This window comes from Sphingomonas sp. LR55 (assembly GCF_036856015.1).
In the GTDB taxonomy this organism is placed as follows: domain Bacteria; phylum Pseudomonadota; class Alphaproteobacteria; order Sphingomonadales; family Sphingomonadaceae; genus Sphingomonas.
In genome coordinates, this window is sequence record NZ_JASPFO010000001.1 from 2,969,178 (window position 1) to 2,984,699 (window position 15,522).

Here is a 15,522-nt window from a genome sequence, read left to right on the forward strand (position 1 = left end):
TTGGCAATAAACTCTGCGATTAGCCGTCAGATACGTGAACAAAGTCCTTGAACCACGCGCGATCCAGAACGATCCTATTCTCATTCAATATCTCGATCGTTGTCGATACGCATAGTTTGCCGTTTAAGATGTCAGCCGCCATGATCTCGCGGGCCCCCGCGATAGCCATTTGCCGAGCAACCTCCAGCCCGGGGGCGAGAAATCCGTCATCGTCTGTGATCCAGCGACCATATTCGGACACATTGACGAAATATCGCTGCATGCCCTCAGTATGTCGGAACGCCGACTAGTGGTCATTTACCCATGTTGCACGGCCGCGTCGTAACCTGTTTGATGCTTAGTCCACGCGATTTCGGTTAACCACCAACCGTGACACATTTACCGCGATTAACGAATGGCCGTTATGCGAAAGCAAGATTGGTCGCCCGAACGTCTGAGTCTGGGCGAAAACGGAATGTCCGGTTTGGGAAGGAAAGCGGAAGGACCGCTTTTGGGGCCGCACCCCAGGAAATCAGCCACTTAATGGACGTCCCAGATGCAGGCTTTTGCATCGGCGGAACCCGAGGTTTCCTGCCGTTCGTTGGTCGCTGTAAAGCCCGTGAATTGGCTCATGGCTTTGATCGCGATTACTGTTGGCTAAGCGGCATTCGATGATAGTATCCATGCTACTGCGTCACTGCAAAGGACCTGTTCATGATTGCCGTCCTCGCCACCCTCCTGCTTCCGATTATGCCTCTCGAAAGCTCGGCGAAGTGGGATATTGCAGGAATGACCACAACCCGTCCTGCGATCAGTTATTACGAGGAAGGCAAACCAAGCTTCATTATGACGTGCAGCGGTACGCAAACCACCGTTCAGGTTAGAGGATTCACGACAGCGCAAAGATGGCCCCAGCCTGCGATGTCCTTGAGTTTTGGCACCGCAACGCGTTCTGCCAATCCCGATCTACGAATGATCGGAGATCAAACGGCCTTCGAAATCCAGTTTGCGATCAGCGATCCCGTACTGTTGGCACTAAAGAACGGCGCGCCACTAGTTGCGACGTACAACGGCAATTCGCGCACTTTTCCAGTAGCACCCGCCGCATTCCGCCAAGAATTTGCAGAGAAGTGTTCCGCCCTAGTACCGCCGGGAATGCGCGTCAGCTGATAGCATCACGATCAGGGACGTTGCGTGCGCGGTCATAGTTATGAACGGATGTCCGCTTTCGAGACCGCGAGTTTCCCACTGGAACGTCCTACTCTGGGCGGAAGCGGAATGCCGGGATGGGAAGGTTAGCGAGCGTCCCCTTGCAAGCGATCTATTCCGCGGGCTGACGGTAATCGAGCGGAACAGGTTTGAAGATGGCAGCTAAAGCGCATCCTAGAACCAAGCCCGTCAAAACTAGCGGGCTGAAAGTAGCGTTGCCTCGAATCATCTCGATCGCACCGGTCACGGCAAGCCAAGTGGCAACCAGCAGAAACAACCTTGCGAAGAACATCCGTAGTCGTGGAGGCATCCGGTTTTTCAGCCGCCTGATCCAACTCGACATCGATAGCTCCCGTTCATCCAAATATATGTCATACGCGGGCAACGTCCGCAATTGAGCGTAAACAGAACGGCCGGGATGGAAGGGGAAAGCGGTCAAGCTACTTTAGGCTTCCGGTAGGCGACAGTGCTCGGAGTCGGCTCGGCTTAGTGCCCACCGATACCATCCCGGAAGCCATGACCAAAGTCGCGTACAGCGTCTTTCAAGCCAGCATATTGCGTGATCGTCACGAGGACGAGCACTGCTGCAATCAAGAGGTGCTTTGGTCTAGCCCGACGAAGTTCATCAGTAGCGTTCATGGTCTGGTTCCCCACCTATAAAGCCGCGTTACTCTATGCCTGCGTCAGATCGGGGGCAACCGATACTGCGGCCAACATTGTCCTACATCCTGAATGAACGACGGCTTCCAGGCGCCGCGATACGGCGCTGAACGGCGACAATTGGGCGACTGCGGACGAGGCGCCCCTACAGATCGACCCGGAAGTCCGCCGCAATTCGCCTGCCTACAGCGGCAAACGAAGCTGCCCCGCCTCAACATCCATCGGCCGGTAGAGCGCGCTGTAGACGTGTTCAGCAACCTCCCTTCGTGCGTCCGCCCGCAACCGCTCCTGCGGCACCGTCAGCGCCACCAGCGCCCAGCCGGGGGCCTGCTCGATCAGGTCAGCGATCCGTTCGGCGGTGATGACGCCCGCCATCAGTTGAAGGTCGCGTAGGGCGACAGGCCGCGTTTCGCGAATTCCGCCTCGATCGGCGCCGGCACGTTTTCATGACAGGCGGCCAAACGAAAAGGGCACCTAAGTTTCCCTAGGCGCCCTTCCAGTTCGAGCTGTGCTTGGGAGCGGCTCGTTCTGTCTCGTGAAACTAGATACCGTTCGACAGGTTAGTGTCGGGATCGTTCGTCCGCATATCGTCAGCTTGGTTCTGACCGGTTGCACGGACGGCATCCGCCTTGTTCTCGAGGCGCGCTTCGGCCGCGTCGTTGCTCACGTTGTCCGCAGCGTCTTCCAGGTTATCTGCGACAGCCTCAGTGTTGGACTCGATGTTATCGGCTGCCTGCTCGCGTGGGCTGGAGTTGCATGCCGACAGCGAGACAAGCCCGGCTGCCATTGCGATAACGAATGCCTTCTTCATTTTCGATCCCCTGTCGTTCGTTCTGAACTAGGCAGACTAAAATTCTGTGCGGGGTGATTTGTTCCGTCGCGCTCCGCGGTGCGGGCATACTTGATCTATATTCGTGGCGAATGTGTCGTTTAAATACAAAGTATCAAATCGGTTCGAGTTTTGATTGACCCCTTAGATTAGAAAGACTTCGGTTAGATTATCGGCCTGGGGAGGCCGAATCAGGAGGGGTTATTTAATGAAATTTACAGTTAGCGCGTTCGCGGGCGCCCTTACCATGGCCACGCCTGCGGTTCAGGCGCAGACAGCGCCGGTGACGACCGCAGCGACGGCCTCTGGTACGTTACGCGCGGGCACCTCGGTTCCGCTTAAAATGAGCGAACCGCTGACCACGCTGGGCAAGAAACTGAAGGTCGGGCAGCGTTTCCAGCTTGAGACGGCTGAGAACGTGATGATCGACGGCAACGTGGTGATACCGGCTGGCAGTCCCGCGACCGGCGAAGTCACTGAGGTCCGTAACAAGGGCATGTGGGGCAAGTCGGGCCGTATCAACGGTCGTGTGCTCTACGTTCGTGCAAACGGTCGACAGATCCGGATGTCCGGGCAACTGGACGACAAGGGCACTACGGGAACCGCGGCCGTTGTCGGGTCGCTTGTTATCATCCCAATCGCAGGGTTCTTCATGACTGGAACCAGCGCGAACATACCGCTGGGTACGCCTGTCACCGCTTTCATCGACGAGGATGTGTCGGTTGCATTCTCTGGGACAGCCGCGCCGATGGTCGTAGCTCCCGCCGCCGTTGTCCCGGTAGCGGCGCCGGTCACCATCAAGAAGTAATCGAACGGCGCGGGTCGAAATGCCCGCGCCGGTTTGTTCAGACTGGCTTGGCGCCAGCCGTGCCGCACTTCGCGAACTTACCGTTCGCGCTCTTGCACCGAACCGTCTTGACCGGCGCCTTCGGGCATTTGGTGAAGCGCCCCTTAGCGTCCTTGCACGGCGCAGCCATCGAGGGCGCCCCGACGAGCAGGGATAGCGAAGCGGCAGCGAACAGCAGTTTACGCATCTGGTATTCTCCTGCCCGAGGACCGGGCCTCGCGAAACTGCGTCGTCCTAGTCCGCTCGTCAACGGCTGCGTTCCGACGCCCGATGGGAGTGCATTTCGGATCGATGGAGGGCTATTCAGACGCTTGGGTTGACCGGTGTTATTCCTGCTTATCCTATCACCGGTTCAGGACGTCGGCGGCTCGATTCCTCATACGGACGAGATGCAACGATATTTCCTATATCTGAACGAGCCGGGTTCCCGGATAGCCGACGATGAAGGGTTCTTGGCAGTGGACCTAAACGACGCCATTCGGGTGGCCACTGCAGGTGCCCGAGAAATTATGGCAGCTGAAATTTTATCCGGTAAGCTTTGCTTCGCCACCTCTATTCAAATCCTAAACGGTCGGGGCGCAACGATGCATACTGCCTGGTTCAAGGATTTAGTGCTCGTAACCGATCGCTGACTGCGGCGTGGACTGCGGCGCGCATCGCCTGCACCGCGTTGCCCCCGTCCAAGCTCGCTGCGCGTGCGGCGGTCATCGCGGCCAACTCATCCACCGTCAGAGGTCGACCTAAGGTACGTTCCAGGTACGGCTGAACTTTGCTGGGCTTCATTGTGGGAACATAGATCAGACCGTTGCGACAACCTAATGCTGTGGTCCGGTCTTGGCGGGGCTAGTTTGTCGGACGGGCGTTTAGCGCCGATCGCTGGCCGCGGTGGCTTGTCATGTTTCTTTTGTCCGAGGATGGGGCGTTTGTGCGCTTCGTCGGTTTGCTCATGGCTGGTGCGGATTACTCCAGCCGAACCAGCCGGCCCGCCTCGCGTTTACACGGGCGCTTGAGGCGGGCCGTTATTATGGTGAAACCGTAGCTCTTGTGAGTTCGTATCTGGATCGCCGGGATGGATCCTCCCAAATGCACGTTCCGGCCGGCTCGCTCTTTGTGACCTTTGGGCGGGCCGTTTTTTTAACTGAACGACGGCGCGCCAGTGCTCCACGCAGGCCCGGTATGATTGTGCGTTCCTTACTACGTGAAGCGAACCCGCTCGTAGGCGCGTATCTATCCGGCCAGTGTAACCCCAACATACCCTGGTCGGCTCGTCCTTGGATTCCGCCAGGAGCGAGCCGTTTACCAGCGAACCTCACGCATGCTTTTGCGTTTCCGTTCAGCCAGGTGCCCGGAAAGTGACTGGCCGGCTCGCCCTCTCTCCCTTGTCAGGTCGAGTCGTTACCGACGGCATCGTCAGGGGCGGTTTCGAAGTACGTGACCGGAGACAATCGGCAATCTGGAGGCTACCCGTGGCCGAATGATCAAATCCGGCGGAGGTGGGAGCGATTCATGAAGCGGCAGGTGTCGGTCCATGGGCTACGCATAGAAGTGTACGTCCAGGAAATTGAACCGGGGCGGTGGAAGGCGACGGGCGAGTATGCTGGAAAGATCTGGAGTGTGACCAGCACGTCGGCGAACCGGGCGGCATCGAACTGGGGCGTTGCCGTGAGCAAGAGAGATTTTACCTGACTTTCGAGAGCGAGCGCCTGTTCCCATGATTGAGGAACGCCCATCATATGGAGCCGTCATGAACCACCCCCGCGAATGGTTTCAGCCCAAGGTCGTGGGCATCGGCTGGTCTCCCCGAACCTGGGAGGGCTGGGCGATCATTGTCTCCGTGATCGCGATCGGCGCGCTTGTCGGTCGGGTGAACCTGTAATGTGCAATCGAGCAAGGTTCGACGGCGAACCGGAAACCATCACCGAACGTTTCGGTGCAGAATGGCTTGCCGATAAGCCGATGGACAATCGGTTCGATCCGAAGGAACTGCGCCCGTTCGGTCGGGCGTATGTCGTGCGGAACGAAGGTGACCGCCGCGGGCTCGACGTTATGGAATGGGACGTCCTGGCGGGGCAGGCGAAACAGGCCGGCCGCAAAGTTGCGCAGACCAACGTGCGCACGCTGCATCTCCCGCAATGGCGGTCGCTGGTCACTGATCCGGCCAACCGCTGCCTGATCCCGCTGACCGAGTTTTGTGAATGGGCGCGCGAGCCCACCGACCTCGGCGACGGCAAGAAGCCGATCAAGGGGGAGATGTGGTTCGGGGTGACCGACCAACCCGTGTTCGCGATCGCGGGCTTCTGGCGACAGGTCGGCGATGGGCGCTACTTCGCAATGGTCACCTGCGACGCGAACGAACTGGTGGCGCCGATACACCCCAAGGCGATGATCACGATCCTGCAGGCTAGTGATCACGAGCGGTGGCTGACCGGAAGTTATGACGACGTGCTGGCGCTGCAGCGGCCCTATCCAGCGGACCGGATGACGGTGCGGGGGCCAGTGTTTCCGACACGCACGACGACCCCTCTGCTGATTTAAAGATGGTCAGGCAGGAGGTCTCACGTTTTCGTCAAACCGGGCTGAGCCGGATCAATCTCCATCTCCGTGTCGCTGGGTTCGAAGCGGATCGTCCAACGGGGATACCCTTCCGGCGAAACTTCAATATCGGGTAAGCCGATCGGATCGGTTCCCGTTTCCACCCAGCCCGCCCCGTGGCACCGATCGCATGCCGTTCGCTTGCACCGAAAGCTGACGAGATCGATCTCGGTATTCCACTGCCCGCGCCCCTTGCAGACCGGGCACATGGCGTCGAGGCTGCCGTTGCGCGGCTGGAGAGGTACGACGTCGAACGCATGCGGGCTCTCAGGTCCGTCGCAGTAAATGATATTGCTAGCGTGGGGCATGCGAACTCGCTTCTCAGGTAGATATTTTGACGCGGGTGTCTGTCGTCCAGGTCCCGTTACGTGTCATCTCCCGTCGGATAATTCATCTCCTCTATCGCTGTTTGACCGTTGTCCAGCTTCCGCCCAGGGCGTCAGGGCCATCCGCTGCCGGAACTCATCCAGGCACTGGGCGCGACGGGTCGGCTCCTTATCGTGCAGGTAGCGCCGCATGTCAGCCTCAAGTCGGGCTGCCGCGGCAAAGCTCCCGTCTCTGGTCGGCGTCATCATTCCCCGGATCGCTGTGATGTCTTCCTTCAACTGCTCCTGCTCACCGTGAGTGAATGCGTTACTATCCACGATCAGCTTGGCCGACATGATTGCCGTCATCATCGGGAAGGCGAAACCCGGACCGAAATGCATGAGGAAGAGCGCTACGGCCCGACCGGTCTTTGTGACGGGGTAGATATCGCCATAGCCCGTCGTGGTCGCCGTGGTGAATGCCCACCAGAAGGAGTCCACCGCGTCATACTTACCCTCTGCAATCTCGAAAATGAGACCTGATGTAGTGACGGTGAGGAAGTAGATTACCGCGACGAGCAGAAACGAGCGGCCCATTAGCGATGCGAGTTTCTTCATGGCCCCACCCTGTTAATCGACCGCCCTCGGACGGCTAAGATGAAAGCTAACGTCGTTCGCGCCTTTGATCCATCAGTGTCGCGGACGTCCTTCGCGCGCCAAAGCCGTTCTGCGGTATGAACGGCAAGCAGCATGGCACCACATTCGGCCTGAGAAGTTGTCCATTCAAGCCATGCCGGCTTGAAGGTGGCATTATGAAACTGACTGCAAAATTCGATACCAGGCGTGAAGCGGATATGACTGTTGAGCGGCTGGTCCAGCAATTTGAGATCAATCGTGCGAAGGTCGTTGTCACGGTAGATGGAGATGACAACACCGCTGGCATTGCCGAAGACGGTTCAGACAATAAGGCCGGCGAACCAAGCCCGGAAGCTCGCGACGACGCGGAACTGAACGGCAAGGTGGTCGTAACCGTTGAGGTGGCTGATGACGCTACTGCCAGCGAAGTGAAAGAGGCGTTCGCCGAGTTTGACGCTTCTGAGCAGGCGATAAAATAATGGCTAACGACACCACCACACAGACGCGACAGCGCGAGATCGCCACCGAGCATTTGCTGTTCAAGCTCATGGAATTTGTTGAGGCACGCCACGCCGGCCTGCTCGACTTCATGGAGCAAAGCCTCGACCATCTCGGCGACCCGGCAACAGACGAAACCAAAGATGATGATGATGCGGTTCGCCAGATTGCTCGGGCAATGATCATCGGCGCGCGCAAGCAAGGCGTGAGCTAAGCACGCACCGACGGTACTTAAGAGATGTCGGTCGTCCACGCCGGCGACCGCGTCTCTGAATGCATCTTCCACTCGCGCCTAACCCCTGCGACGCCGTCACCGCGGTCCACGTCCCGCGCTTGCCAGCGATCGCGGCGGGTGGTCCATCAGCCTGTCCCGCTTCCCCGTATTCGGAGACCAACGCCTGATTACTGCGGGCGAGCAAATAAGATCATATCAACCGCAAGGGCAACACGTTGCCAATCATCGCAGCCTTTCGGACTGGACAGGGCGTCACCGAGAGAATTGAGCACCGCCTTCGGGGCGGAATGCCCATGGGCTTGAACGATTTGGGCCGCTCGTAACCAGACCTCGCGTTCAGTCATCGTGGGATCGCTAGCCAATGATCGGATAATGAAGACCGGTTAAAGCCCCCCCCAAGAGGCGTCCTGATCAGGTAACGTAAGGAAATGTACGCCCCACCCGGTGTGCGCGGATCCGAGTGGGGCGCGGCATGCTCCCCATACGCATACTCGAGATCTGTGTCTCTGCGCCACAATAACCCGGATTGGTTTAAATAAACGAAACGGTGGCTTTATTGGAAACCAGTTTGCCGATCAGTCCTGGCTCGAACGGTAGGTCGAATATGGTTCAAAACGGATCGTTCCTCTCGATAATATACTCGAGGACCTTGCTTGGCAGAGGATGCGCAAAGTCGACGCCAATGGCCGATGGGCTACTCCACGCGACCCAACCCTCTACGTCTGTGAACTTCGGTATCGCTATGCGAATAAAGGTGCCGACGGTAGCGGCTAGATTGGTCTCGATACGGCAACCGCGATTGGTGCAATCCGTGATCTTTACCACACACGAACTAGCTTCGTCAGTAGCGACCGATGCCTCCCAATCGACTAAAATGCGGGCAGCAGTTCTCTGCTCCTTGCCCGTCCATCCTGGGCTGGCGGATTTGAAGGATCGAACCGTCATTACGAGCTTCCTTGCACTGGCCGGCTACACTGTCTTGTGAAAGTGAGTCTAAAGAGGCTTCAAGCCGCGAAATCGAGTCGTCTGCGTCTTGCATGTATTTTGACATAGTGCGGTAAGGCGTCAATCCATTCCAAGGAGCGACAATGATTACTACTCGAATCGCGGAGCCATATGATTTATCTCCGATAATGGCCTTCGACTCGTTCCCTGGCGACCGGATCGCGGAGATTGTCGAGCGACGAATGCTCGTCGCTGAAACAAATGACGTCGTTGTTGGCTACGTCGCTTGGCAGCAGGGCGGCTGCATCGGCAAGGACTATGTAAATAAGCTAGTGGTTGACGATGCGCACCGCCGTCGGGGTATCGCGCAGGCGCTAATGGGTGCGCTAAATACTGTATTGAGCGGCAGAGTGTTCATCTCGATCGCAGCGCAAAATGCCCCTGGCGTCTCGTTTCTTCGGCAGGCCGGTTGGACGCCAGCGGGACATGTCTTAGGCTTGCTACCGTTTAACGAAGCCGAGCTGTTCTTTCACCAAGACATGTGGCCGGCAACGTCGGCCGTACCAAAGGCGACGGACGAGCGGAGCAGGTGAATGCGCCCCGCATGTCCGTGTGACTGAACTGAGCGGGGCGCTGAGGGTACTCGACACTGGAAGCAGGGCCTCGATCGCTAGATACGACGGCACGATTAAAATCTCATGAAACATCCCGCCCGCTCCGTGTGACACCTCAGATGCCGCGGGCGGGATGCCGAGCGTTCGCCGTCTTGGATTGGCGAAGCTCTCTGTACGGTGTTGCCGATGGCAGCTGGGGCGGCAAGGAGAACAAATCGGGTCGATCCCGAAGTGGGACGACGCTGTTGTTACGGTCAAACCCTGTATGTGTCGTCGATACGTCAAATCGCGTCATTTACTCGCTCCAGATAATCGATGCCCGGCGACGTCATGAACATTATAATAAGTAAGCCGGAACTGCATTCTCCGTAGTCCAAATGTTACCTTGAAACGTTACTGATGTGATCTGACCATTTGTCATCGTATTGGAAATGTCATGCCATCCATCGCAGCCGAAAAACAAATGATTGATCAACTACTTATGGCAGAAAGTGTGGCGCACGCAGCATCAGTTTCTGCTACTAGTCCAGTCGAGAAAGAGGAGCGCTACATCGAAGCGGAGCGGTTTGCTGATCGGGCCTGGAGCCTCGCGGAAACGAACGATCACGCGTTTGTCGTGTCAGACATTTGGCGTTGAGTTCCGCGGTCGCGATAGCCGCTGACGCCCTTTCGATGTCCAATAAATCCGGAAACTAACCGTTCGTTCGAGACAGCAAACCTGCTTATGCGCGGACCGTCGGCACCTGCGCTATGTCCGTAGTCCATGCCGGCGACCGCATCTCAGACCGCATCTTCCATTCGCGCTTGAACCCCTGCGACGCCGTCACGGCCGTCCACGTGCCGAACCTGCCATTGATCGCGTCGAGCGCCCCCATCAGCCGGTCCCGCTTCGTCGTATCCTCTTCGAATAGCGTACGCGGCCGCTCACTTTCAGGAAGCAGATCGTCGAGCATGATGCCGGCCTTCGTGTAGGCGTAACCGTCACGCCATGCCTTCTCCGCGCCGCGTCTTGCCGCCGCGATCAGTTCGAGGCTATCGTTCGTCATCGGATGCAGCGTCACCATCCGCGAGGCGCCGTATTGCGGACGGTCCGGCTTGTGCTTGTTCGTGTGAAAGAATGTCGTGAGGCGGCGGGCAGCGACCAACCCATGCGCTCGCAACTTCTCGCCGGCCCGCAGCGCGTATTGCGACAACGCGCCCATCATCCGCTCGAAGTCGCAGATCGGCGTTCCAAACGACCGGGTTACAGCCATGCCCTTACGCCGCGGTTCGACCGCCTCAACCGCGTTTGACGGCACGCCGCGAAGCTCCGCCACCAGCCGCTCGAGCACGACAGTGCCGACAGCACGCGCTTGTTTCATCGGCATCTCGCGCAGAGCCCCGGCGGTATGGATTCCCAAGTCGGTCAGCTTGCGTACGGTCGCACCACCGACACCCCATACGTCGCCGACCGCCGTTTCCCGCGCAACGGAAACCCTGAAGCCGTGCGTAAGCATCTCAGCGCCATGCAGGCTGAAGGCGACATGTTCGCCGCGGTGGACGATGCCGAGTCCGATTGGCTGTCCGCGTAATGCAGGACGTATGGGAACAGGCATTCGCGTTGATGGCCGACTACGGGCAAATGGGTGCTTGCGAGATCGTGGCAGCGGGTATGCAGAAGACTTCACCGGGGCAGTCTGATGAGTATCGACAATGGGAGGTGCTTGCGGGCTGCCTAAACGCGGTGGCCGATGCCAGCCGGACTAGCCACTGATGCTACAGGCCGTCTGATGGTTGCCCTTCCACGGATCACGGCATTCGCCCGCTCGGCCACGGACGATCATGAACAGGTGAGCTCTCACGAGGCCTTACCCTCACGCCCCCCTTTTTAATAGGCTGGGAACGCCAGCCGCAGGCGGCGGGGGCAACTTCGCAGAACCTGCTCTGTCGCGTTCCTGGAACAAGCCAATCGGGTTTAACGAACACGGCTCGCACACGACCGGGGTCAGTGCACAAGCCGCCCGCGTCAGTTCTCCATCGCCGCCGCCACGATTTCAGCCGGCACGTTCCCCCGCGGCAGATGCAATGCGATCATCGGCTCTTTCAGAGCGGCGGCAGACTCGCGCGCCACCCGACCGGTTCCGGTCACGAGTACCATCGAGCTTTGGACCTGCCGCCCCCGGCGAAATCGGAAGGTCATAGGTCAAAATTTGACTGAGTAGGTGGGGGAGGGGTAGCAATTCTGAAAACCCCTGGGACAGGTCGACCGGGCGTCGGGGTGTATCAGAAATCCCCCGCGCCGCCGCCCCTCCCCCCACCACCGGCCCGGCGTTCGCCAACCACTTGGAATGTTTCGCGTTGTCCCGGTTCCACCCCCGGGCTTCGTTCCCGGCTGGCTGAAGGTTTGTGTCCGGTCTCATGCGTCTCGATCCGATGCCCGTGCGCAACCACGTTCGGGGCGGTCCGACCACGCAGCCCGTCCACGTCCAGCCTTTATCAGAACGTGATTTGCCTAAGCTCACGGCGCCGACCCGCCGGCCCGTAGCCCTCAACCCCACCCAGCGTGCCGAGGCCTTCAGCCGCTCCCCGCCGACGCACCAACACAAAGGATTCAGTTCATGCCCAAGTTAACACTGACAAATTCTTCAGCGCTGCTCGCCCAATGCGAGCCAGGAAAACGCAAGACGGACTACTATGATGATACAGTTACTGGCTTTGTACTGGAATGTAGATCTAGTGGAGGTAAAAGCTATTACATTCGCTTTGACCAAGCCGGCCGACAAAAGCAGTTCAAGATAGGACGTTTCGAGGATATTACATTTGCCGCCGCGAAGAAAGCCGCGCAGAAGCTTCGATCCGAGGTCGTGATGGGCGGTGACCCCAGCGCGCGGAAGGCGGAGGCTAAGGCGGTTCCGGTGTACTCCGAGCTCGCCGCGCAGCACCTCGCGGACGCCAAGCTTCACCAGCGCTCGTACGACACGACCGAGGGTTACATGCGGCTGCACATTCTGCCGAAGTGGGGCAAGATGCGTTTGACCGAAATCGACGGCCGTGCGGTCGCTCACTGGCTGGCGGACAAGAGGGCGGAAGGGTTGGCGCCCGCAACCGTCGTCAAGATCAAGGCGATCTTCGGCAGATCGTTCGAGTTGGGCGCGAGATGGGGTGTTCCCGGATGCGAACGGAACCCGGTCCGGGGCGTCCAGAGCAAGCCACTCAACAACGCCCGCGAACGGTATCTGACGTCCGCCGAAGCTACTCGCCTCCTCGCAGCCGCCGAGAAGTCCCGCAATCCGCAACTCGCGGCTGTGGTCGGTCTGCTGCTGCTGACCGGAATGCGGGTGTCGGAACTGCTGTCGACCCGCTGGGAGCACGTGGACGTTGAGCGGCGCACACTGCACGTGCCGACCTCGAAGACGGGGCGGTCTCGACATGTGCCCTTGGCCCGGGCGGCGGTGGACATCATCGAGCACCTGCCGAAGGCGACCGGCGCGGTGTTCCTGTTCCCCAGCCAGAAGGACCCGAGGAAGCACCTGACGACGATCAAGCACGGATGGCAGACCGCTCGTGACACCGCTTCGCTGCCGGGGCTGCGGGTTCATGATCTACGCCACAGCGCCGCCAGCTTCATGGTCAACTCCGGCGTCGATCTGTTCGCGGTCGGCAAGGTGCTTGGACACGCCAATGTGGCTTCGTCTAGCCGCTATGCCCATCTTAGTCAGGACACGCTCATCGCCGCGGTCGAGGCGGGCGCCGCCAAGCAGGCTCAACCGGCTTGATCAACTTTCTCCCCCTCCGTTCACTGACTTCGGTCGGTGGGCGGAGGGGATATTCTCGCATTCATTATTTTTTTGGCCGCCTTTGACGGCTCATCGAGGATATTTGAAATGACTTACTTAGCCAGTGACGCCGAAGTTCTGATCGGCGGCTTCACCCTCGCGCAATGGGATGTCCGATGGGCGCACATACCCGGCGGCTTCACCGATCCGCCCCGAACCCTCATCGGCAAGTCCGGGCTCTATCGCGTGATGCTCAACGGTGAGCCGATCGCGATCGGGAAGTCGTCGGGCGGGGGCGGAAGCGATCTGAAGAAGCGCATACCCTGATTAGAACTCCGCTCGCGTTAAGATACCGATCATGATCAACCAGACGGTGGGCTAGATAACTGTTGCTGCATTTAAAAGAGCTCTCCGTGCTATGTCGCTTGAATATAAGCGGTAAGTGGTCAGACGGGTGCATTCATGACGTGTCTAACAAGGGCTTGCTCATTTCTTGCACGAACCCGCCGGCCATCGGCACTTACGTCGACATTCGACGTGGGACACTGGTGATCATCGGCAGAGTAGTTTGGAAGGGTGGAAGCCGCTTCGGCGTGCAGACGCAGGATCCCGTTAACATAGCCGCCCTCGTGAACGAACCCGTGCTGAAGAGCCGTCCGTCGGCGTCCCGGCGTAGTCTGACGCGGGAAAAGCCAGTTCAAAGTGTGACCCAACGCGCCGAACGAAATCGACAGCGCTCGTCCACGATTCAATTCGTATGCGTTGTCATGGCTGCACTGGGAATCGCGTACTTCGCGGCAATCTCTTGTTATCAGGCTCTCGCGGTGCCCTTGGGAACGATAGCGAACGCCCTTGGCGGCGGGGGTGCCCAGTAACCAGTATTCGGGATCGAGCCCAGTCCCTACCCAAAGCGCCCCAAGCAGGACCCAAACGGCTACCCATCGGAAAGACCGTTCAGCCTAAGCCGCCGCTGTTCCCTTGTGGAAGTGCCATAAAGTAGATGGTGCCGCTTACAGGACTCGAACCTGTGACCCCCGCATTACGAATGCGATGCTCTACCAGCTGAGCTAAAGCGGCCCGACGACGGACGTATCCGGTCGAGGTGGCGGCAACTACCAGCGGTTTTGCGGGCTGACAAGCGGTTTGCGAGTTTACCCGGTGTTTACCAAGCGCGGTGCACAAGCATGGCGACGATACGGGGATCTTTGGGCATGACGACGGCACGCAGCGTAGAGCACGGACGCGCAGCGGGCGCAGATATACTGGCGTTCGCAGGACCGTCGGATCGGACGATGGCGGATGCTGGGGGTTCGACCGATGCGGGCGTCAACGACATCATGTTCGATCTCGGTGGCGACGAGCGGCGCATGCATGTCCGCGCGTATAATCACTGGGTGTCGCTGCTCGACGGACGCCCCTATCCGTCGATCGCGAACCTCGAGCCCGAGACGATCACCGATTTCGGCCCGCACAGCGTGCTGCTCGATTTCAGCCATGGCATGGGCGACCCCAAGATCGCGTATCTCGGCCGCGCGCTGCGCGAGGAATGCGGGCTGGAAGGGCCGATCGCGACGATCGCCGACGTGCCGAGCCGCTCGCTGCTGTCGCGGCTGACGGATCATTATCTGCAGATCATCGCCAATCGCGCGCCGATCGGTTTCGAAGCGGAATTCGTCAGCAGCCGGGGGCGGACGACGCTGTATCGCGGGATTCTCATGCCGTTCGCGTCGGGTGGGGTGACGATCGATTTCATCTACGGCGTGATCAACTGGAAGGAACTCGCCGACGCCGATCTGCAGGCGGCGCTTTCGGCGGAGCTCGATGCGGCGGTTCAGGGCAATTCCCGCGTCGCGGGGGCCGCCGCGCAGGTCTGGGCCGATGGTCCGAGTGGTGGGTTCGATGTCATGCCTGCCGAGCCGGCGCCCGTGGAGACGCTGGTACTCGATGATCCGTTGCCGGACGAGTATGTGGTGGCTGGTCCACTTGGCGAGCAACTGGCGATGGCGCGCGAGAGTGCGGCGCAGGTCCGGGCTGCCGAAGCGCGTAGTCGGGCGGCGCTCCACCGGACGCTGGGTCGGGCGCATGATCTTGCGGTGTCGGCCGAGCACGACGACGGCGATTTCGCCACATTGTTCAAGGCCGCCTGCCTGCCAGGCCAGGCCGACGTGATGATGCAGATCGTTACGCTGGTCTTCGGCGCGACTTTCGAGGCGGCGCGGCTGAAAACGTTCGCGGCAGTGTTGCGGCATGCCCAGCGGCATCAGGTGCCGGCGGGCGGGTTCGCAAGCTTTCTGGGCGGGTTCGACGGCGATCTCGCGTCGATCGCGGCCGCCGAACGGTCCGTATCTTAGGTGCGATGCAGCATTATTCTTCGCACCTGCCACAAGGGTTGAGATAGGCGAACGGGGGGCGCATAGG

23 protein-coding genes and 1 tRNA gene are annotated in these 15,522 nt (G+C 59.4%); 14 read left to right on the forward strand and 10 right to left on the reverse strand.

All coding sequences use genetic code 11. The features are described from left to right. Positions 1-19: 19 nt before the first annotated feature. Positions 20-262, reverse strand: a complete 243-nt coding sequence (locus QP181_RS14225; protein WP_333928944.1) for a DUF6894 family protein — start codon at positions 260-262, stop codon at positions 20-22. Positions 263-693: 431 nt separating this feature from the next. Between QP181_RS14225 and QP181_RS14230 the strand changes: the two genes are divergently transcribed. Continuing rightward, positions 694-1,149, forward strand: a complete 456-nt coding sequence (locus QP181_RS14230) for a hypothetical protein (protein ID WP_333928945.1) — start codon at positions 694-696, stop codon at positions 1,147-1,149. A gap of 882 nt (positions 1,150-2,031) precedes the next feature. Here the strand turns inward: QP181_RS14230 and QP181_RS14235 are convergent. Together QP181_RS14235 and QP181_RS14240 are read right to left on the reverse strand one after the other, a co-directional pair. Then, positions 2,032-2,223 (reverse strand): DUF6771 family protein, encoded by a 192-nt coding sequence (locus QP181_RS14235; RefSeq protein ID WP_333928946.1) that lies wholly within the window; start codon positions 2,221-2,223, stop codon positions 2,032-2,034. Positions 2,224-2,389: 166 nt separating this feature from the next. Continuing rightward, positions 2,390-2,659, reverse strand: a complete 270-nt coding sequence (locus tag QP181_RS14240; RefSeq protein ID WP_056063201.1) for a putative periplasmic lipoprotein — start codon at positions 2,657-2,659, stop codon at positions 2,390-2,392. A gap of 265 nt (positions 2,660-2,924) precedes the next feature. On the opposite strand from QP181_RS14240, the gene QP181_RS14245 reads away from it, so the two are divergent. After that, positions 2,925-3,485 carry a hypothetical protein gene (locus QP181_RS14245; protein WP_333928947.1) on the forward strand — a complete coding sequence of 187 codons (561 nt, stop codon included), beginning with the start codon at positions 2,925-2,927 and terminating at the stop codon, positions 3,483-3,485. A 37-nt stretch (positions 3,486-3,522) separates the two neighbouring features. Here QP181_RS14245 and QP181_RS14250 read toward each other — a convergent pair whose 3' ends face one another. Beyond that, entirely contained in the window at positions 3,523-3,711 is a 189-nt protein-coding gene (locus QP181_RS14250) for a hypothetical protein (protein ID WP_333928948.1), read from the reverse strand. Between the two features lie 202 nt (positions 3,712-3,913). Here QP181_RS14250 and QP181_RS20050 point away from each other — a divergent pair, with 202 nt between their 5' ends. The 3 genes from QP181_RS20050 (at position 3,914) to QP181_RS14260 (ending at position 6,059) form a co-directional block, all read left to right on the forward strand. Then, positions 3,914-4,156, forward strand: coding sequence for a DUF6894 family protein (locus QP181_RS20050; RefSeq protein WP_443027597.1), 243 nt, complete (start codon positions 3,914-3,916; stop codon positions 4,154-4,156). A 1,112-nt stretch (positions 4,157-5,268) separates the two neighbouring features. Beyond that, positions 5,269-5,400: a hypothetical protein gene (locus QP181_RS14255; protein WP_333928949.1), complete on the forward strand. Its 132-nt coding sequence runs from the start codon at positions 5,269-5,271 to the stop codon at positions 5,398-5,400. Next, positions 5,400-6,059, forward strand: a complete 660-nt coding sequence (locus tag QP181_RS14260; protein WP_333928950.1) for an SOS response-associated peptidase family protein — start codon at positions 5,400-5,402, stop codon at positions 6,057-6,059. The genes QP181_RS14255 and QP181_RS14260 overlap by 1 nt, the downstream gene beginning before the upstream one ends. Before the next feature lie 20 nt (positions 6,060-6,079). Here the strand turns inward: QP181_RS14260 and QP181_RS14265 are convergent, their stop codons facing one another. Together QP181_RS14265 and QP181_RS14270 are read right to left on the reverse strand one after the other, a co-directional pair. Then, on the reverse strand, positions 6,080-6,424 hold the full coding sequence (locus QP181_RS14265; RefSeq protein WP_333928951.1) for a hypothetical protein: 345 nt from the start codon (positions 6,422-6,424) through the stop codon (positions 6,080-6,082). Between the two features lie 63 nt (positions 6,425-6,487). After that, positions 6,488-7,039, reverse strand: a complete 552-nt coding sequence (locus tag QP181_RS14270; protein ID WP_333928952.1) for an ion channel — start codon at positions 7,037-7,039, stop codon at positions 6,488-6,490. Between the two features lie 194 nt (positions 7,040-7,233). On the opposite strand from QP181_RS14270, the gene QP181_RS14275 reads away from it, so the two are divergent. Beyond that, positions 7,234-7,536 carry a hypothetical protein gene (locus QP181_RS14275; RefSeq protein WP_333928953.1) on the forward strand — a complete coding sequence of 101 codons (303 nt, stop codon included), beginning with the start codon at positions 7,234-7,236 and terminating at the stop codon, positions 7,534-7,536. Then, positions 7,536-7,769: a hypothetical protein gene (locus QP181_RS14280; protein ID WP_333928954.1), complete on the forward strand. Its 234-nt coding sequence runs from the start codon at positions 7,536-7,538 to the stop codon at positions 7,767-7,769. Before QP181_RS14275 ends, QP181_RS14280 begins: the two co-directional genes overlap by 1 nt. Before the next feature lie 17 nt (positions 7,770-7,786). On the opposite strand, the gene QP181_RS20055 is transcribed toward QP181_RS14280, so the two are convergent. Beyond that, the gene (locus tag QP181_RS20055; RefSeq protein WP_443027542.1) at positions 7,787-7,879 is read right to left on the reverse strand and encodes a DUF4113 domain-containing protein; all 93 of its coding nucleotides are present in this window, start codon (positions 7,877-7,879) and stop codon (positions 7,787-7,789) included. A 1,044-nt stretch (positions 7,880-8,923) separates the two neighbouring features. On the opposite strand from QP181_RS20055, the gene QP181_RS14285 reads away from it, so the two are divergent. Both QP181_RS14285 and QP181_RS14290 read left to right on the forward strand, forming a co-directional pair. Further along, positions 8,924-9,328 (forward strand): GNAT family N-acetyltransferase, encoded by a 405-nt coding sequence (locus tag QP181_RS14285; protein ID WP_333928955.1) that lies wholly within the window; start codon positions 8,924-8,926, stop codon positions 9,326-9,328. Positions 9,329-9,785: 457 nt separating this feature from the next. Next, positions 9,786-9,986: a hypothetical protein gene (locus QP181_RS14290; protein WP_333928956.1), complete on the forward strand. Its 201-nt coding sequence runs from the start codon at positions 9,786-9,788 to the stop codon at positions 9,984-9,986. 85 nt (positions 9,987-10,071) lie between these two features. On the opposite strand, the gene QP181_RS14295 is transcribed toward QP181_RS14290, so the two are convergent. Next, the gene (locus QP181_RS14295) at positions 10,072-10,710 is read right to left on the reverse strand and encodes a DinB/UmuC family translesion DNA polymerase (protein WP_333928958.1); all 639 of its coding nucleotides are present in this window, start codon (positions 10,708-10,710) and stop codon (positions 10,072-10,074) included. On the opposite strand from QP181_RS14295, the gene QP181_RS14300 reads away from it, so the two are divergent. Then, positions 10,702-10,920, forward strand: a complete 219-nt coding sequence (locus tag QP181_RS14300) for a hypothetical protein (protein ID WP_333928959.1) — start codon at positions 10,702-10,704, stop codon at positions 10,918-10,920. The genes QP181_RS14295 and QP181_RS14300 overlap by 9 nt on opposite strands. A 434-nt stretch (positions 10,921-11,354) precedes the next feature. Here QP181_RS14300 and QP181_RS14305 read toward each other — a convergent pair whose 3' ends face one another. Beyond that, the gene (locus QP181_RS14305) at positions 11,355-11,486 is read right to left on the reverse strand and encodes a hypothetical protein (RefSeq protein WP_333928960.1); all 132 of its coding nucleotides are present in this window, start codon (positions 11,484-11,486) and stop codon (positions 11,355-11,357) included. A 460-nt stretch (positions 11,487-11,946) separates the two neighbouring features. On the opposite strand from QP181_RS14305, the gene QP181_RS14310 reads away from it, so the two are divergent. From QP181_RS14310 to QP181_RS20060, 3 genes are all read left to right on the forward strand, one after another. Then, positions 11,947-13,104, forward strand: a complete 1,158-nt coding sequence (locus QP181_RS14310; RefSeq protein WP_333928961.1) for a site-specific integrase — start codon at positions 11,947-11,949, stop codon at positions 13,102-13,104. Positions 13,105-13,176: 72 nt separating this feature from the next. Further along, the gene (locus QP181_RS14315; protein ID WP_333928962.1) at positions 13,177-13,431 is read left to right on the forward strand and encodes a hypothetical protein; all 255 of its coding nucleotides are present in this window, start codon (positions 13,177-13,179) and stop codon (positions 13,429-13,431) included. 86 nt (positions 13,432-13,517) lie between these two features. Further along, on the forward strand, positions 13,518-13,979 hold the full coding sequence (locus QP181_RS20060) for a hypothetical protein (RefSeq protein ID WP_443027598.1): 462 nt from the start codon (positions 13,518-13,520) through the stop codon (positions 13,977-13,979). Between the two features lie 126 nt (positions 13,980-14,105). On the opposite strand, the gene QP181_RS14320 is transcribed toward QP181_RS20060, so the two are convergent. Then, positions 14,106-14,181, reverse strand: a tRNA-Thr gene (locus QP181_RS14320). A gap of 134 nt (positions 14,182-14,315) precedes the next feature. Between QP181_RS14320 and QP181_RS14325 the strand changes: the two genes are divergently transcribed. Further along, positions 14,316-15,455 (forward strand): PAS domain-containing protein, encoded by a 1,140-nt coding sequence (locus tag QP181_RS14325; protein ID WP_333928963.1) that lies wholly within the window; start codon positions 14,316-14,318, stop codon positions 15,453-15,455. Positions 15,456-15,522 lie beyond the last annotated feature (67 nt).

Excerpts from the sequence above, each read along its gene's own strand:
- QP181_RS20050 (WP_443027597.1), top strand. The coding sequence starts at position 3,914 with ATGCAACGATATTTCCTATATCTGAACGAGCCGGGTTCCCGGATAGCC.
- QP181_RS14235 (WP_333928946.1), bottom strand. The coding sequence starts at position 2,223 with ATGGCGGGCGTCATCACCGCCGAACGGATCGCTGACCTGATCGAGCAG.
- QP181_RS14290 (WP_333928956.1), top strand. The coding sequence starts at position 9,786 with ATGCCATCCATCGCAGCCGAAAAACAAATGATTGATCAACTACTTATG.
- QP181_RS14225 (WP_333928944.1), bottom strand. The coding sequence starts at position 262 with ATGCAGCGATATTTCGTCAATGTGTCCGAATATGGTCGCTGGATCACA.
- QP181_RS14305 (WP_333928960.1), bottom strand. The coding sequence starts at position 11,486 with ATGGTACTCGTGACCGGAACCGGTCGGGTGGCGCGCGAGTCTGCCGCC.
- QP181_RS14295 (WP_333928958.1), bottom strand. The coding sequence starts at position 10,710 with ATGAAACAAGCGCGTGCTGTCGGCACTGTCGTGCTCGAGCGGCTGGTG.
- QP181_RS14270 (WP_333928952.1), bottom strand. The coding sequence starts at position 7,039 with ATGAAGAAACTCGCATCGCTAATGGGCCGCTCGTTTCTGCTCGTCGCG.
- QP181_RS14255 (WP_333928949.1), top strand. The coding sequence starts at position 5,269 with ATGAACCACCCCCGCGAATGGTTTCAGCCCAAGGTCGTGGGCATCGGC.
- QP181_RS14285 (WP_333928955.1), top strand. The coding sequence starts at position 8,924 with ATGGCCTTCGACTCGTTCCCTGGCGACCGGATCGCGGAGATTGTCGAG.
- QP181_RS14240 (WP_056063201.1), bottom strand. The coding sequence starts at position 2,659 with ATGAAGAAGGCATTCGTTATCGCAATGGCAGCCGGGCTTGTCTCGCTG.
- QP181_RS14275 (WP_333928953.1), top strand. The coding sequence starts at position 7,234 with ATGAAACTGACTGCAAAATTCGATACCAGGCGTGAAGCGGATATGACT.
- QP181_RS14250 (WP_333928948.1), bottom strand. The coding sequence starts at position 3,711 with ATGCGTAAACTGCTGTTCGCTGCCGCTTCGCTATCCCTGCTCGTCGGG.
- QP181_RS14325 (WP_333928963.1), top strand. The coding sequence starts at position 14,316 with ATGACGACGGCACGCAGCGTAGAGCACGGACGCGCAGCGGGCGCAGAT.
- QP181_RS14310 (WP_333928961.1), top strand. The coding sequence starts at position 11,947 with ATGCCCAAGTTAACACTGACAAATTCTTCAGCGCTGCTCGCCCAATGC.
- QP181_RS14230 (WP_333928945.1), top strand. The coding sequence starts at position 694 with ATGATTGCCGTCCTCGCCACCCTCCTGCTTCCGATTATGCCTCTCGAA.
- QP181_RS14245 (WP_333928947.1), top strand. The coding sequence starts at position 2,925 with ATGGCCACGCCTGCGGTTCAGGCGCAGACAGCGCCGGTGACGACCGCA.
- QP181_RS14260 (WP_333928950.1), top strand. The coding sequence starts at position 5,400 with ATGTGCAATCGAGCAAGGTTCGACGGCGAACCGGAAACCATCACCGAA.
- QP181_RS14280 (WP_333928954.1), top strand. The coding sequence starts at position 7,536 with ATGGCTAACGACACCACCACACAGACGCGACAGCGCGAGATCGCCACC.
- QP181_RS14265 (WP_333928951.1), bottom strand. The coding sequence starts at position 6,424 with ATGCCCCACGCTAGCAATATCATTTACTGCGACGGACCTGAGAGCCCG.